This window comes from Streptomyces sp. NPDC058701 (genome assembly GCF_042715295.1).
Classification (GTDB): Bacteria; Actinomycetota; Actinomycetes; order Streptomycetales; family Streptomycetaceae; genus Streptomyces.
On the sequence record NZ_JBHXSY010000035.1, the window covers coordinates 66,860 to 81,516 of the forward strand.

Here is a 14,657-nt window from a genome sequence, read left to right on the forward strand (position 1 = left end):
CCCGGACCCGGGGCCTTTCAGCCGCAATCAGCGGCCCGAAAGCACCCGCACCAGGTCCTCCGCCGTGCGGCACCGGTCCAGGAGCTCCTTCACGTGGGCCCTGGTGCCCCGCAGCGGCTCCAGCGTGGGGACCCGCTGGAGCGAGTCGTGGCCCGGCAGGTCGAAGATCACCGAGTCCCAGGAGGCCGCCGCCACGTCGTCCGCGTACTGCTCCAGGCAGCGGCCGCGGAAGTACGCCCGGGTGTCCTCCGGGGGCTTGCTCTGCGCCCGGTCGACCGCCGGCTCCTCCAGGAGCCGCTTGATCTTGCCGCGCGCGGCCAGGCGGTTGTACAGGCCCTTCTCCGGCCGTACGTCCGCGTACTGGAGGTCCACCAGGTGCAGCCGGGCCGCGTCCCACTCCAGCCCGTCCCGGCGCCGGTAGCCCTCCAGGATCTCCCGCTTGGCGATCCAGTCCAGCTCGCCCGACAGGCTCATCGGATCGGTCTCCAGCCGGCCCAGCACGTCCTCCCAGCGGGCCAGCACGTCCCGGGTCTGCTCGTCGGCGTCCGACCCGAACCGCTCGTCCACGTACTTCCTGGCCAGTTCGAAGTACTCCATCTGGAGCTGTACGGCGGTCAGGGTCCGCCCGCTGCGCAGCGTGATCAGGTGCCCGAGGTCCGGATCGTGGGAGACCTGGTGCAGGGTGCGCACCGGCTGGTCCACGGCGAGGTCGACGTTGATGAACCCGTCCTCGATCATGGACAGGACCAGGGCCGTCGTGCCCAGCTTGAGGTAGGTGGAGATCTCGGACAGGTTGGCGTCGCCGATGATCACGTGGAGCCGGCGGTACTTCTCGGCGTCCGAGTGGGGTTCGTCGCGGGTGTTGATGATGGGGCGCTTGAGGGTGGTTTCCAGGCCCACCTCGACTTCGAAGTAGTCCGCGCGCTGGCTGATCTGGAAGCCGTGTTCGCGGCCGTCCTGGCCGATGCCGACGCGTCCCGCGCCGGTGACGACCTGGCGGGAGACGAAGAAGGGGGTCAGGTGGCGCACGATGTCGGAGAAGGGGGTCTCCCGCTTCATCAGGTAGTTCTCGTGCGTGCCGTAGGAGGCGCCCTTGTTGTCGGTGTTGTTCTTGTAGAGGTGGATCGGCTGCGCTCCGGGCAGCTGGGCCGCCCGTACGGCGGCCTCGGCCATGATCCGCTCACCGGCCTTGTCCCAGAGCACGGCGTCGAGCGGGTTGGTGATCTCGGGCGAGCTGTACTCGGGGTGCGCGTGGTCGACGTAGAGCCGTGCGCCGTTGGTGAGGATGACGTTGGCGAGGCCGATGTCCTCGTCGGTCAGCTGGCTGTTGTCGGCGGCCTCGCGGGCGAGGTCGAAGCCGCGGGCGTCCCGCAGCGGATTCTCCTCCTCGAAGTCCCAGCGGGCGCGTCGCGCCCGGTGCATCGCCGCCGCGTAGGCGTTGACGATCTGGGACGAGGTGAGCATGGCATTGGCGTTCGGGTGCCCCGGGACGGAGATCCCGTACTCCGTCTCGATCCCCATTACTCGCCGTACGGTCATGCGGCCCTCCTTGCCCGGCGGCGCCCCCTTCGGGGGCGGCGCTCAAGTACCGCTGGTGCTCCGGTGCGTCTGTGTGTGCGGTGCCCGTCCCCGCACTGCGCGTCCGGCGGTACGGAAGAGCCTAGGACCACTGAGCGCTCGTGGGGAGATCGTTTCCGTCATTGAATGGGTGTGGTCACCGGCTGAAAAGCAGTCGGTAAAGCAGTCGGCTGCGGATACCCGGGAGGGCATCCGCAGCCGCTCCGCTTCGTCAGAGGTACTGACCGGTGTTGGCCACCGTGTCGATGGAGCGTCCGGTGTCCGCGCCTTGCTTTCCGGTGACGAGCGTGCGGATGAATACGATCCGCTCGCCCTTCTTTCCGGAGATTCGGGCCCAGTCGTCCGGGTTGGTGGTGTTGGGCAGGTCCTCGTTCTCCTTGAACTCGTCCACGCAAGCCTGGAGGAGGTGGGCGACGCGGAGGCCCTTCTGGTTGTGCTCGAGGAAGTCCTTGATGGCCATCTTCTTCGCACGGTCCACGATGTTCTGGATCATCGCGCCCGAGTTGAAGTCCTTGAAGTAGAGGACTTCCTTGTCGCCGTTGGCGTACGTGACCTCGAGGAAGCGGTTCTCCTCGGTTTCGGCGTACATCTGCTCGACGACGGTCTGGATCATGCTGTGGACGGTGCCGGCGGTCGAGCCCTGGTGCTCGGACAGGTCGTCCGGGTGCAGGGGCAGCGAGGCCTTGAGGTACTTCGCGAAGATGTCCTTGGCCGCCTGGGCGTCCGGACGCTCGATCTTGATCTTCACGTCGAGGCGGCCGGGGCGCAGGATGGCCGGGTCGATCATGTCCTCGCGGTTGGAGGCGCCGATGACGATGACGTTCTCCAGGCCTTCCACGCCGTCGATCTCGGCGAGCAGCTGGGGGACGATGGTGTTCTCCACGTCCGAGCTGACTCCGGATCCGCGGGTGCGGAAGAGGGATTCCATCTCGTCGAAGAAGACGATGACGGGGGTGCCCTCGCTCGCCTTCTCCCGTGCGCGCTGGAAGACGAGGCGGATGTGCCGCTCGGTTTCGCCGACGTACTTGTTGAGGAGCTCGGGGCCCTTGATGTTCAGGAAGTAGGACTTTCCGGCGGGCTGGCCGGTGACCTCGGCGACCTTCTTGGCAAGGGAGTTGGCGACGGCCTTGGCGATGAGCGTCTTGCCGCAGCCGGGCGGGCCGTAGAGCAGGATGCCCTTGGGCGGCCGCAGTTCGTGTTCCTTGAACAGGTCCGGGTGGAGGTACGGGAGCTCGACCGCGTCGCGGATCAGCTCGATCTGGTCGCCCAGGCCGCCGATCTTGTCGTAGTCGATGTCGGGGACCTCTTCGAGGACGAGTTCCTCGACCTCGCTCTTGGGGACGACCTCGTAGACGTAGCCGGAGCGGGGTTCGAGCAGGAGGGCGTCGCCGGGGCGGATGGTGATGTCCAGGAGCGGCTCGGCGAGCCTCACCACCCTCTCCTCGTCGGTGTGCCCGACCACCAGGGCGCGCTCGCCGTCCTCGAGGATCTCCTTGAGGGTGACGATGTCCCCGGCCCGCTCGTACGCCATGGCCTCGACCACGTTGAGGGCCTCGTTGAGCATGACCTCCTGGCCGCGCCGGAGCTCTTCCGGTTCGACGCTGGGGCTGACGTTCACGCGGAGCTTCCGGCCGCCGGTGAAGATGTCGACGGTGCCGTCCTCGTTGGCCTGCAGGAAGACACCGAAACCGGCCGGCGGCTGTGCGAGCCGGTCGACTTCCTCCTTGAGGGCCACGATCTGGTCGCGGGCCTCGCGGAGCGTGTTTGCGAGTCGTTCATTCTGAGCGGAGACGCCGGCCAGATTTGTCTGTAGCTCGACGATCCGCTCTTCGAGAATCCTCGTGTGTCGCGGAGAGTCGGCGAGCTTACGTCGCAGGACGGCGATTTCCTGCTCGAGAAAGGCAACCTGGCCGGCGGGGTCCTCAGACCCTCGCCCGGGCCGGATGCCGCGGTTGATGTCGTCGTCGTGGGCTGCCACGGTCCTCACCTCCTCCAAGGGGAGCTGGACGCTTCCTGACCCTACCTGGGCTGGTGGTGATTGAAACCCCTAGATCACAAAGACGGTAGGGGTGTGTCCGATCTTCACCCTTGCGTACTCCCTCACGCCAAGGAAATACCCACCCATCAAACTCGGGATGCGCCCGGTTGTAAGGTCGAAGTGTTCAACACCCGTCAGAGCCCGCGCGACTTGTCGCGCGTTGTGACCGGGGTGGATCACTCAGCGCAGGAAACGGCAGGAGATATGACCGTGCAGCAGGAGGTTCCGACGGGCGGCACCGGCGGGGCCGGAGAGCCCCTTGAGGTCTGGATCGATCAGGACCTCTGCACCGGGGACGGCATCTGCGCGCAGTACGCGCCGGAGGTGTTCGAGCTGGACATCGACGGTCTGGCGTACGTGAAGGGCGGGGAGGACGAGCTGCTGCAGGACGCGGGGGCGACGACTCCGGTTCCGTTGACGCTGCTCCAGGACGTGGTGGACTCGGCCAAGGAATGCCCGGGTGACTGCATTCACGTGAGGCGCGTCTCGGACAGGGTGGAAGTCTTCGGCCCCGACGCCGAGTGACGGTTCAAACACTCTTGGCGGACGGGTCCGTCAGCTCCTGGCGGAATTTTCCGCCGGTCCAGCGCCACTTGGCGAGCTTCCTCACGTCGGGGCTGTAGCGAGGGACCTCGGGCGAGGAGTAGCCGAGGAGCGTGGCGGTGACGGCGCCGTCGCTCACCGTGAGGTCGGTGGCGGTCTGGCGCCGGCCGGTGTCGAGGAGGGTGGCCACGACCCGGGGTGGTGCGCCTTCGGCGCGGTCCCGGGTGAGGACGTAGAGGGCGTGGGGCGGAGTGCCCGAGCCCGCGTCGCAGCGGACGGCCGCCACGGTCTCGGGGCGGCCGTCGCCGTCGAGGTCGCCCCGGGCGGTGGCGGTGACGGCCTGGGGGGCGCCCTTGCAGTCGAGTGGGTAGGTGACGGCGGCGGCGTCGGGGGCGTCCGCGGTGACGGCGGGGGCGGCCGCCCGGGGCCCGTTCGCGGCGGGGGCGGTCACGGTCGTGGTGGATGCGCCGGCGGCGGGCTGGACGAGTCCCGCGGCGGCTATGACGGCGGCGACGGCGGTGGCCGTGGCGAGCCAGTGGACGGGCTTGGTGCCGCTGTGCGCGAGGGTTTCCGCGGTCGGCGCCGGCTCGGTGGGGCTGTGCAGCACGCGGGGTGTCTCCTGTGCGACGGGTGACGGGTGACGGGGAGCCAGCATCGTGCCACACCTCACACGGCGGCGGAACGGCTGGGTCCGGGCGGGCCGGCCCGACGTACACGACAACGAAAAGGCGCTGTGGCGCAGTTCCCGGTTCGTCGGGGGAACTGCGCCACAGCGCCTTCGTGTTGGGCGTGCGGTGCGGCCTGTCGGTCGTCCGCGGCGGCGGGGGTCAGGCCGCGGCCGGGGTCAGGCGGACCGGTCGCTGCCGGGGCCGTCGTAGTCCTCGCCGTAGGCGCCCTTGGAGGGGCGGCGGCGGCGCATGGGCGGCTCGACGCCGTCGGCGAGGCGGCGGGCGGTGACGAGGAAGCCGGTGTGGCCGATCATGCGGTGGTCGGGGCGGACCGCGAGGCCTTCCACGTGCCAGTTGCGGATCATCGATTCCCACGGCTGCGGCTCGGCGTAGCAGCCGAACTCGCGGATGGACTCGACGGTGCGCGAGAGCTGGGTGGTGGTGGCGACGTAGCAGCACAGGATGCCGCCGGGGACCAGGGCCTTGGAGACGGCCTCGAGGCACTCCCAGGGGGCGAGCATGTCGAGGATGACGCGGTCGACGTCCGTGTCGGACAGGTTGTCCTGGAGGTCGCCGACGGTCAGCTGCCACGCGGGGTGCGGGCCGCCGAAGTACCGCTCGACGTTGGCGGTCGCGATCTCGGCGAAGTCCGCGCGGCGCTCGTAGCTGTGGAGCATGCCCTGGTCGCCGATGGCGCGCAGCAGGAAGCTGCTCAGGGAGCCGGATCCGACGCCCGCCTCGACGACGCGGGCGCCGGGGAAGATGTCGGCGAAGGCCAGGATCTGGCCCGCGTCCTTGGGGTAGACCACGGCGGCACCGCGGGGCATGGACAGGACATAGTCGGGGAGCAGGGGACGCAGCGCGAGGTACGCGACGTTGCCCGTGGTGCGGACAACACTGCCCTCGGGAGCACCGATCAGCTCGTCGTGCGGGAAGGAACCCTTGTGGGTGTGGAAATTCTTCCCGGCTTCGAGCGTGAACGTGTAGTGGCGGCCCTTGGGGTCGGTGAGCTGAACCTGGTCCCCGACCTCGAAGGGCCCGCGTCGGCGGGCGGCACCGGTCGGTTCGGACATGTGACCAGTGTATTGGCTTCAGGACTGGGGCCGCGCCATGGCCTTCACGAAGGCCTTCTCGACGTCGAGGGTGGACAGGACGCCGTAGATCTCGCCGCCGGGTTCGAGGACGAGGTATTCGGTGGCCGGGGTGGCGCGGAGGTGGTCGAGGAGTGCTTCGCCGTTGAGGTCGGCGGAGACCCGCATGCCGTCGGTGAGGTCCTGGGCGAGGGCGCTGACGGCGATCCAGGGGCGGCGGTGTTCGGGGACGGAGGCGATGGCGGTCTCGCGGACGATGGCGGTGGGGTCGCCCTGTCCGTCGACGACGACGAGGGCGCGGGCGCCTGCTTCGTTGGCCCGGCGGAGGGCTTCGGAGAGGGGGGTGGCGTTCTCGACGGGGATGGCGCGGCGGGTGAGGGTGCGGGCGCGCAGGTCGGGGAGGTGTTCGCGCAGGCGGGCCAGGCGGAGGCTGTTGCCGGCTCCGGTCCAGATGATGGCGGCGAGGATCGCGGCGAGCAGGGCGTCCATGACGGTGTCCATGCCGCCGGTGGAGTCGGTGCGGGTGCCGAGGGCGCCGGTGTGGGTGAGGAGGGGGAGGCCGAGGAGGACGGCGACGGCGAGGGCGCGGCCGATCCAGGCGGCGGCGACGGTGCCGGCCATGGGTTTGCCGGTGATGCCCCAGATGACGGCGCGGAGCATGCGGCCGCCGTCGAGGGGGAGGCCGGGGAGGAGGTTGAAGGCTGCGACGAGGAGGTTGGAGATCATGAGTCCGGCGAGGAGGACGCCGGGGACGGTGGCGGGGTCGACGGCCTTCATGCCGAGGTAGAAGGCTCCGGCGAGGAGGAGGGAGAGGAGGGGGCCGACGAAGGCGAGGACGAATTCGCGGCCGGGGGTCTCGGATTCCTTCTCGATCTCGGAGACTCCGCCGAAGAACTGGAGCCGGATGCGGCGCACGGGGAGTTTGAAGCGCAGGGCGGCGACGGTGTGGGCGAGTTCGTGGACGAGGACCGAGGCGTAGAAGGCGACGGCGAAGAAGAGGGAGACCAGGTAGCGGACGGGTCCGAGGTCGGGGAGGATGCGGTCGAGCTGGCCGCCGAAGACCCAGGTGATGAGGGCGGCGACGAGGAACCAGCTGGGCGAGACGTAGACGGGTACGCCGAAGGGGCGGCCCATGAGGAGTCCGCCGCCCGGTCCGGAGCGCCGTCCTCCGCGCTCGCCGGTTTCGTCGGTGTCTGCCACGGCTGTCCTTCGTTCTGGGGGTTCCCGCGGTCGTAGTCCGGGGGATCGTGTTTCCGGTGGTGCGGGTGGGGCGGTGTCGCGCTTCGGTGGGGCGTGGTGCTCCGATCATGCAGTGCTCGGGGCCCCGGAGTCGATGGTATGCGCGTGCTGTCGGTCGCGGGTCGTAGGGTTTTGTCCATGACGACGAGCTCCGGTGCCGTGCCAGGCGCGGCCGATGCCGATGCGGCGCGGCGCGCTGCGGCGCCCACGTCGCTGTCCCCTTCGCGGGCCGGCGATTTCATGCAGTGCCCCCTGCTCTACCGGTTCCGTGTGATCGACCGGCTTCCGGAGAAGCCCAGTGCGGCGGCGACCCGGGGGACGCTGGTGCACGCGGTGCTGGAGCGGTTGTTCGACCATCCGGCGACGGAGCGGACGGTGCCGCGGGCGAAGGCGTTGGTCCCGGGGCAGTGGGACCGGCTGCTGGAGGCGAAGCCGGAGCTGGCGGAGCTGTTCCCGCGGGATGACGCGGGGGCCGGGCTGGCGCGGTGGCTGGCGGAGGCCGAGGCGCTGGTGGAGCGGTGGTTCACGCTGGAGGACCCGACGCGGCTGGAGCCGGTGGAACGGGAGTTCTTCGTGGAGACGGAGCTGGATTCGGGGCTGCGGCTGCGCGGGATCATCGACCGGGTGGACGTCGCGCCGTCGGGCGAGGTGCGGATCGTCGACTACAAGACCGGGAAGGCGCCGCGGGCCGAGTACTCCGAGGGTGCGCTGTTCCAGATGAAGTTCTACGCGCTGGTGGTGTGGCGGCTGAAGCGGGTGGTGCCGCGGCGGCTCCAGCTGGTGTACCTGGGCAGTGGGGACGTGTTGACGTACGACCCGGTGGTGGCGGACCTGGAGCGGGTGGAGCGCAAGCTGCTCGCGCTGTGGGAGGCGATCCGGGAGGCGACGGAGACGGGTGACTGGCGTCCGCGGCCGACGAAGCTGTGCGGCTGGTGTGATCATCAGGCGGTGTGTCCGGAGTTCGGCGGGACTCCCCCGGTGTATCCCCTGGAGGTCTCGCCGGGTCGGCGCGGGGAGGTACCGGGGGCCCGGGCGGAGGTGGCCGTGGAGACGGCCGCGGCGGCGGCGCTGCGCCCGGCGGAGGGCTGATCGGGCTCTCAGGGCAGAATGGGCGGCGTCCGCCGAGCCGTCCGACGAATACGAGGGAGACCCCGTGGCGATCCGCGTCCTGCTGGTCGACGACCAGCCACTGCTGCGCACCGGCTTCCGGATGATCCTGGAGGCCGAGCCGGGGCTGGCGGTGGTGGGTGAGGCCGGGGACGGTCTCCAGGCGCTGGACCAGGTGCGGGCGCTGCAGCCCGACGTGGTGCTGATGGACATCCGGATGCCGCGGATGGACGGGGTGGAGGCGACGCGGCAGATCACGGGTCCGGGGCGGGACGGTCCGGCGAAGGTGCTGGTGCTGACGACGTTCGACCTGGACGAGTACGTGGTGGAGGCGCTGCGGGCGGGGGCGAGCGGGTTCCTGTTGAAGGACGCGCCGGCGACCGAGCTGGTGCAGGCGATCCGGGTGGTCGCGGCGGGCGAGGCGATGCTCGCGCCGAGCATCACGCGGCGGCTGCTGGACAAGTACGCGGGCCACCTGCCCTCGGGCGAGGACAGTGTGCCGGACACGCTGGGGACGCTGACCGAGCGCGAGGTCGAGGTGTTGAAGCTGGTGGCCCGCGGGTTGTCGAACGCGGAGATCGCGGCGGACCTGTTCGTGAGCGAGACGACGGTCAAGACGCACGTGGGTCACGTGCTGACGAAGCTGGGCCTGCGCGACCGGGTGCAGGCGGCGGTGTACGCGTACGAGAGCGGTCTGGTGCGGCCCGGCGCCCAGTAGGCGGCCTGTGGGTGTGCGGACGGGCCGGGCCCGGGACCTGTGTGGGTCCCGGGCCCGGCCCGTTCTTCGCGTGTGCTGCCGGCCGGGCCCGGTGGGGGCCGGCCGGCGGGGGTGGCGGCGGGGCCGCTCAGCCCTTGCTGATCTCCCAGAAGCGGAAGACGGTGGAGGCGTCGAGCGACCACTGGAGGCCGGTGACGTTGGGGCGGGTCACCGCGTACTGCTTGCCCTGCCACAGGGGCAGGAGGGGGATCTCCTCGGCCACGATGTCCTGGAGGCGGTTGAAGTCGGTGCTCGCGGCGGCGCGGTCGGACTTCGCGGAGGTCGCCGGGATGATGGTCCCGGTGATCTCCTTGTTGTCGTAGTTGTTCTGCAGGACGTTGTCCGGCCCGAAGAACGGCTGCGTGAAGTTGTCGGCGTCGGGGTAGTCCGGTACCCAGCCCTTGACGTAGACGCCGTACTTGCCGGCCTGGATGTCCTTTTCGTACTGCTCGTACTCGACGGACTTGACGTCGGCCTCGAAGAGTCCGCTGTTGTTGAGCTGCTTGGCGATGAGCGCGAACTCCTCGTCCGTGGAGGGGCCGTAGCGCGAGGGCGTCGAGTACAGGGTGATCTTCACCTTGTCCTTGATGTTCGCGGCGCGCAGGACGGCCTTGGCCTTGTCGGGCTGGGGGCTGCCGCCGTAGCGGTCGAAGAAGGCCGTGTTGTGCGAGGCGATGCCGGCCGGGACGATCGAGTAGAGCGCGGTCGCGGTGCCGTCGTAGACGTCCTTGACGAGCGCTTCGCGGTCGATGAGGTAGGCGACGGCCTTGCGGACGGGGAGCTTCCCGGCGACCGGGTCGTTCATGTTGAAGACGAGGTGCTCGACCTCGGCGCCGGCGCCCTGGATGACCTCGACCTTCTGGTCGCCGGTCTTGTCGGCGAGGCCGGCGATGTCCTTGGCGGCGAGGCCGCGGAAGGCGAAGTCGACGTCGCCGCTCTCCAGGACCTTGCGGAGGGCGGCCTGGTCCTCGTTGAAGAACTTCATGGTCACGCCGGAGTTCTTGGGCTTGGCCTTGCCGCTGTAGGACTCGTTGACGGAGAAGGTGGCGCTCTTGTCGTTGATCGAGTCCAGCTTGTAGACGCCGGAGCCGAAGGCCTTGCCGTCGCTGCGGATCTTGTCGGCGGGGTACTCGGTGTGGTCGACGATGGCGCCCGCGCCCGACGCGATCTTGCTCGGGAAGGTCGCGTCGGAGGTCTTCAGCCTGAAGACGACGGTCTTCTCGTCGGGGGCGTCGATGCCGTCGATCGACGAGAGCATCACGGCGGGACCGTTGTCGTCGTTGATCTTCAGCGTGCGCTCGAAGGAGTACTTGACGTCCTTGGCGGTGAGGCTGTTGCCGTTGCTGAACTTCAGGCCGCCGCGCAGGGTGCACTTGTACACCTTGCTCTCGGCGCCCTCGAACGCGCAGGCCTGCGCGGCGTCGGGTTCCGGCGTGGTGCCGCCCTTGGGGAAGCTCAGCAGCGACTGGAAGACGTTGTTGAAGAGCAGCCAGGAGCCGGGGTCGTAGCCGGACGCGGGGTCCGTCGACTTCACCTTGTCGGATATCCCCATGACCACGCCCTTGCCGCTTCCGGCATTGGAGCCGTCGGTCGAACCGCAACCGCTGAGCAGCGCGGCGGCGGTGGCTGCGCCGAGCGGGGCCGCCAACCACTGGTTACGTCTCATCACGCGAATCCTTCACAGTTTTGACGAATCGTTGCGCCGGCCCGCGACACCCGCTGCCGGTTCCCTGCGGGTCTCAGCCGCTGACACCGCGGCCGAGTTCCCACAGCTGGAGGTCGGAGATGGCGTTGACCGACCACTCCACTCCGGTGATCCCGTCGCGTGCGGCGACGTACTGCTTGCCCTGCCACAGGGGCAGGACGGGTACGTCCTCGGCGACGATGTCCTGCATCTCCGTGATCGCGGGGAGGGCGACGCTGCGGTCGACGGCCCGGCGGGATTCGGGGATGAGTTTGGTGCGCACCGCGGCGTTGGCGTACGGCGTGCCCAGGAAGTTGTCCTGCTCCAGGAACGGGGCGAGGAAGTTGTCGGCGTCCGGGTAGTCGGGGAACCAGCCGAGGCCGTAGGCGGCGTGGTCGCCCTTCTTCTGCGCGGGCCGGAAGTCGGCCCAGTCACTGCCCTGGACGGTGATGTCGAACAGCTGGGTGGAGTTCAGCTGGGCCTTGAGGGCCTCGAACTCGGCCGCGGTGCCGTCACCGTAGTGGTCGGTGGTGTAGTTCAGCGTCAGCTTCACCGGGGTCTTGATCCCGGCTTCCTTCAGCAGGCCGGCGGCCTTGGCGGTGTTGGCCTCGCCGTACTTGGTGAAGAAGGAGTTGACGTGGCCCGGCACGGTGGTGGGGACCAGCGAGTAGAGCGGCTGGGCGGCCTTGCCGTAGACCTTGGTGATGACCGCGTTGCGGTCGACGGCGGCGGCGAGGGCCTGGCGTACGGCCTTCTCCTTGACGACCGGTGCCTCGGTGTTGAAGCCGAGGTAGCGGATCTCCAGGCCGGGCAGGGGGACGAGCCGGACGCCCTTGGGCGGCTTGTTGGAGAGCTCGGCGATCTGGGCGGGCGCCAGGGTGCGGGAGACCACGTGGACGGAGCCGTCGGTGAGGGCCCTGCCCATGCCGGCGGAGTCGGGGTAGGTGCGGAGCTCGACCTTGTCGTTCTGGACCTTCAGGTCGCCCTTGTAGTTCGGGTTCTTGGTGAAGACCGCGCGGACGAGCCGGTTGTCCTTGACCTCGGGCTTCATCGTGTAGGGGCCGGAACCGTCCACGGAGAAGCCCTCGCGGAGCTTCTTCGGGTCGTAGTCCTTGGCGCTGACGATGCCCGCGGCGGGGGTGGAGAGCTTGTACGGGAAGGTCGCGTCCGGGGTCTTCAGGTGGAAGACGACGGTGTCGGCGCCCTTGGCCTCGACGGTGTCGATGGTGGAGAGCAGCGAGGAGGGGCCGTTCTCGTCCTTGATGGCGAGGACGCGCTCGATGGAGAACTTGACGTCCTTCGCGGTGAGCGGGTCGCCGCCGGCGAATTTCAGGCCGGGACGCAGGGTGCAGCGGTAGCTCTCGTTGCCGGTGTCGGTGAAGCGGCAGTCGGAGGCCGCTTCGGGGACGGGCTGGCCGCCGCCGCGCGGGGTGTGCATCAGCGTCTGGACGGTCTGGCGCAGGACGTTCCAGGCTCCGGCGTCGTAGGCGTAGGCCGGGTCGAACGGGGCGGGGGCGAACTCGGCGGCCTCGAACCGGTCGGTGGTCCCGACGACGATCGCTCCGGATCCCGCTCCTCCGCCGCTGGCGCTGCCGCATGCGGCGAGCGTGGGCGTGAGCAGTCCGGCCGCGGCCGTCAGCACCATGGTCTTGCGGTTCATGCTGGAAGAACTCCCTGTAACCGGCACTTGCTCAAAGCGGCGTAAAGGGCACTTCGCGGCGGTCGCCCGTTCAGGGCGGAACGATCGGGCCGGTGGTATGACGATCGGTCCACGCGGTACCGGCACAGGGGTGTGTGTCCGGGACGGCTGAGGTGCGGCGCAGTGCCCTCGCTGACACTAGTGGGCCGGGGCGGGATGGCTGGAACTGGCCGGACTTGGGGCGTAATCGCACGGTGATGGGAGCGGACTGGTTGTTCATGTGGAAGTCCGCGCAGATTCGGTCAGGAGCTGATCAATCCGGACACAAAGGAAGGCGCAGGAGCCCTCGGGCAAGCCTGCGGGGGTTCGGACGGGTGACCAAGGTCACCCGAGCGATCGCCCCGGGGCGCGTGGAATTTCAGCCTCCGGGGCCTACGACGGAAGATCCTTCCGTCGGACCTGGTTCCTGCGGGCGTTCCGTTCGGTACGGAGCGTGCAACGCCGTGCGCGCTCAGTTCATCGGGGCGATCAGGGAGCGCAGGAACGCCAGGTTCACGTCCTCCAGCGAGTGGACGACCGTACGCCCCGGAGCGGGCGGGATCAGCCCGACCGAGGGGATGGCGACGACCCGGCAGCCGGCGGCCTCCGCGGCGGTCACGCCGGTGACGGTGTCCTCGATGACGGCGCAGCGCGAGGGGTGCGCGCCCAGGGCCGCGGCGGCGTGCAGGTACGGGTCGGGGTGCGGCTTGGTGCGCGCCACCTCGTCGCCGGCGACCGTCATCGTGAAGCGGTCGCGGCCGAGGGTGAGCAGCACCTGGTCGATGACCCGGCGGTGGGAGGCGGAGACCAGGGCGGTGGGCACGTTGTGCTGGGCCAGCTCGGCCAGCAGCCGCTCCGCGCCGGGCATGATCGGCACCCGGTCGGCGATGCGGGCCTCGAAGCGCTCGTTGAGCAGGACGCTCAGCTCGGCGAGCTCGATGGCCGCGCCGGTGGACTCGATCAGGAACGCGGCGCTGCGGCTCATGGGGCCGCCGACGACGACGTCCCGCCAGGCGTCGTCGAGCCGGTGTCCGAGTTCGCGGAAGATCTCGGCTTCGATCTCCCACCAGAAGCCCTCGGTGTCGACGAGGGTGCCGTCCATGTCGAGCAGCACCGCCTGAAGGGCCGAGCCGTCGGCCGTACGGGCGACGGGGGCGGGAACCGTGCTCGTCATGCGCGCACCTCTCAGCAGGGACGAGAAGGCCGGTCACCTCTTCCCGCGGGGCATCCCCGGGGGAACAGGCGACCGGCCTGTATGGGACCGACAAGTGTACGTCGGTCCGCGTCAGCGTGCGTTGAAATACTTCGCTTCGGGGTGGTGAATCACGATGGCGTCGGTGGACTGCTCGGGGTGGAGCTGGAACTCCTCGGAGAGGTGGACGCCGATCCGCTCGGGCTGGAGGAGCTCGGCGATCTTGGCGCGGTCCTCCAGGTCGGGGCAGGCGCCGTAGCCCAGGGAGAAGCGGGCGCCGCGGTACTTCAGGTCGAACATGTCCTCGACCTTGGACGGGTCCTCGCCGCCGAATCCGAGCTCGGAGCGGACGCGGGCGTGCCAGTACTCGGCCATGGCCTCGGCGAGCTGGACGGACAGGCCGTGCAGTTCGAGGTACTCGCGGTAGGCATCGGCCTCGAACAGCTTGGCGGTGGCCTCGCCGATCCGGGATCCGACGGTGACGACCTGGAGGCCGACCACGTCGGTCTCGCCGGACTCCTCGGGGCGGAAGAAGTCGGCGAGGCACAGGCGGCGGCCGCGGCGCTGGCGGGGGAAGGTGAAGCGGGTCCGCTCGTTGCCCTGCTCGTCGAGCAGGATGAGGTCCTCGCCCTTGGAGACGCAGGGGAAGTAGCCGTAGACGACGGCGGCTTCCAGGAGGTTCTCGGTGTGCAGCTTGTCCAGGAGGCCGCGCAGCCGCGGACGGCCCTCGGTCTCGACGAGCTCCTCGTACGTGGCTCCGCCCGCGCGGGCCTGCTTGAGGCCCCACTGGCCCTTGAAGAGGGCGCCTTCGTCGAGCCAGGAGGCGTAGTCCTTGAGCGGGATGCCCTTGACGACGCGGGTGCCCCAGAACGGCGGGGTGGGGACGGGGTTGTCGACGGCGACGTCGGAGCGGCCGCCGGGCTCCTCCGGCTCCTCCACCTCCAGGACGGGAGTGGCCCGCTTGGCGACGCGGCGCTGCTTGAGCTCGGGCAGGGACGCGCCGGGGACGCCGCGCTTCACGGCGATCAGGGCGTCCATGAGGCGCAGGCCCTCGAAGGCGTCGCGGGCGTAGCGGACTTCGC

12 protein-coding genes are annotated in these 14,657 nt (G+C 69.7%); 3 read left to right on the top strand and 9 right to left on the bottom strand.

Annotation, left to right across the window (positions count from 1 at the left end):
• Positions 1-27: 27 nt before the first annotated feature.
• Both dop and arc read right to left on the bottom strand, forming a co-directional pair.
• A complete protein-coding gene (gene dop / locus ACFWW8_RS29090; protein ID WP_386533128.1) occupies positions 28-1,539 on the bottom strand; it encodes a depupylase/deamidase Dop in 1,512 nt (503 codons plus the stop codon).
• Between the two features lie 250 nt (positions 1,540-1,789).
• A complete protein-coding gene (arc, locus tag ACFWW8_RS29095) occupies positions 1,790-3,556 on the bottom strand; it encodes a proteasome ATPase (RefSeq protein WP_386533131.1) in 1,767 nt (588 codons plus the stop codon).
• A 264-nt stretch (positions 3,557-3,820) separates the two neighbouring features.
• On the opposite strand from arc, the gene ACFWW8_RS29100 reads away from it, so the two are divergent.
• The gene (locus tag ACFWW8_RS29100; protein WP_386533134.1) at positions 3,821-4,141 is read left to right on the top strand and encodes a ferredoxin; all 321 of its coding nucleotides are present in this window, start codon (positions 3,821-3,823) and stop codon (positions 4,139-4,141) included.
• Between the two features lie 4 nt (positions 4,142-4,145).
• Here the strand turns inward: ACFWW8_RS29100 and ACFWW8_RS29105 are convergent, their stop codons facing one another.
• From ACFWW8_RS29105 to ACFWW8_RS29115, 3 genes are all read right to left on the bottom strand, one after another.
• Complete coding sequence (locus ACFWW8_RS29105) at positions 4,146-4,766, bottom strand: hypothetical protein (protein WP_386533137.1); 621 nt, start codon at positions 4,764-4,766, stop codon at positions 4,146-4,148.
• A 237-nt stretch (positions 4,767-5,003) separates the two neighbouring features.
• Positions 5,004-5,900 (bottom strand): tRNA (adenine-N1)-methyltransferase, encoded by an 897-nt coding sequence (locus ACFWW8_RS29110; RefSeq protein WP_030233594.1) that lies wholly within the window; start codon positions 5,898-5,900, stop codon positions 5,004-5,006.
• An 18-nt stretch (positions 5,901-5,918) separates the two neighbouring features.
• Positions 5,919-7,118 (bottom strand): site-2 protease family protein, encoded by a 1,200-nt coding sequence (locus tag ACFWW8_RS29115; RefSeq protein ID WP_386533140.1) that lies wholly within the window; start codon positions 7,116-7,118, stop codon positions 5,919-5,921.
• A 177-nt stretch (positions 7,119-7,295) separates the two neighbouring features.
• On the opposite strand from ACFWW8_RS29115, the gene ACFWW8_RS29120 reads away from it, so the two are divergent.
• Together ACFWW8_RS29120 and ACFWW8_RS29125 are read left to right on the top strand one after the other, a co-directional pair.
• Positions 7,296-8,246: a RecB family exonuclease gene (locus ACFWW8_RS29120; RefSeq protein WP_386533143.1), complete on the top strand. Its 951-nt coding sequence runs from the start codon at positions 7,296-7,298 to the stop codon at positions 8,244-8,246.
• Between the two features lie 64 nt (positions 8,247-8,310).
• On the top strand, positions 8,311-8,982 hold the full coding sequence (locus ACFWW8_RS29125) for a response regulator (RefSeq protein ID WP_386533146.1): 672 nt from the start codon (positions 8,311-8,313) through the stop codon (positions 8,980-8,982).
• 127 nt (positions 8,983-9,109) lie between these two features.
• Here the strand turns inward: ACFWW8_RS29125 and ACFWW8_RS29130 are convergent, their stop codons facing one another.
• From ACFWW8_RS29130 to ACFWW8_RS29145, 4 genes are all read right to left on the bottom strand, one after another.
• Positions 9,110-10,687: an ABC transporter substrate-binding protein gene (locus ACFWW8_RS29130; protein WP_386533149.1), complete on the bottom strand. Its 1,578-nt coding sequence runs from the start codon at positions 10,685-10,687 to the stop codon at positions 9,110-9,112.
• 73 nt (positions 10,688-10,760) lie between these two features.
• A complete protein-coding gene (locus ACFWW8_RS29135; RefSeq protein ID WP_386533152.1) occupies positions 10,761-12,365 on the bottom strand; it encodes an ABC transporter substrate-binding protein in 1,605 nt (534 codons plus the stop codon).
• Positions 12,366-12,855: 490 nt separating this feature from the next.
• A complete protein-coding gene (locus ACFWW8_RS29140; RefSeq protein WP_386533154.1) occupies positions 12,856-13,557 on the bottom strand; it encodes an HAD family hydrolase in 702 nt (233 codons plus the stop codon).
• A gap of 111 nt (positions 13,558-13,668) precedes the next feature.
• Positions 13,669-14,657: vitamin B12 dependent-methionine synthase activation domain-containing protein (locus tag ACFWW8_RS29145; protein WP_386533157.1), on the bottom strand; the 989-nt coding region annotated here is incomplete at its 5' end.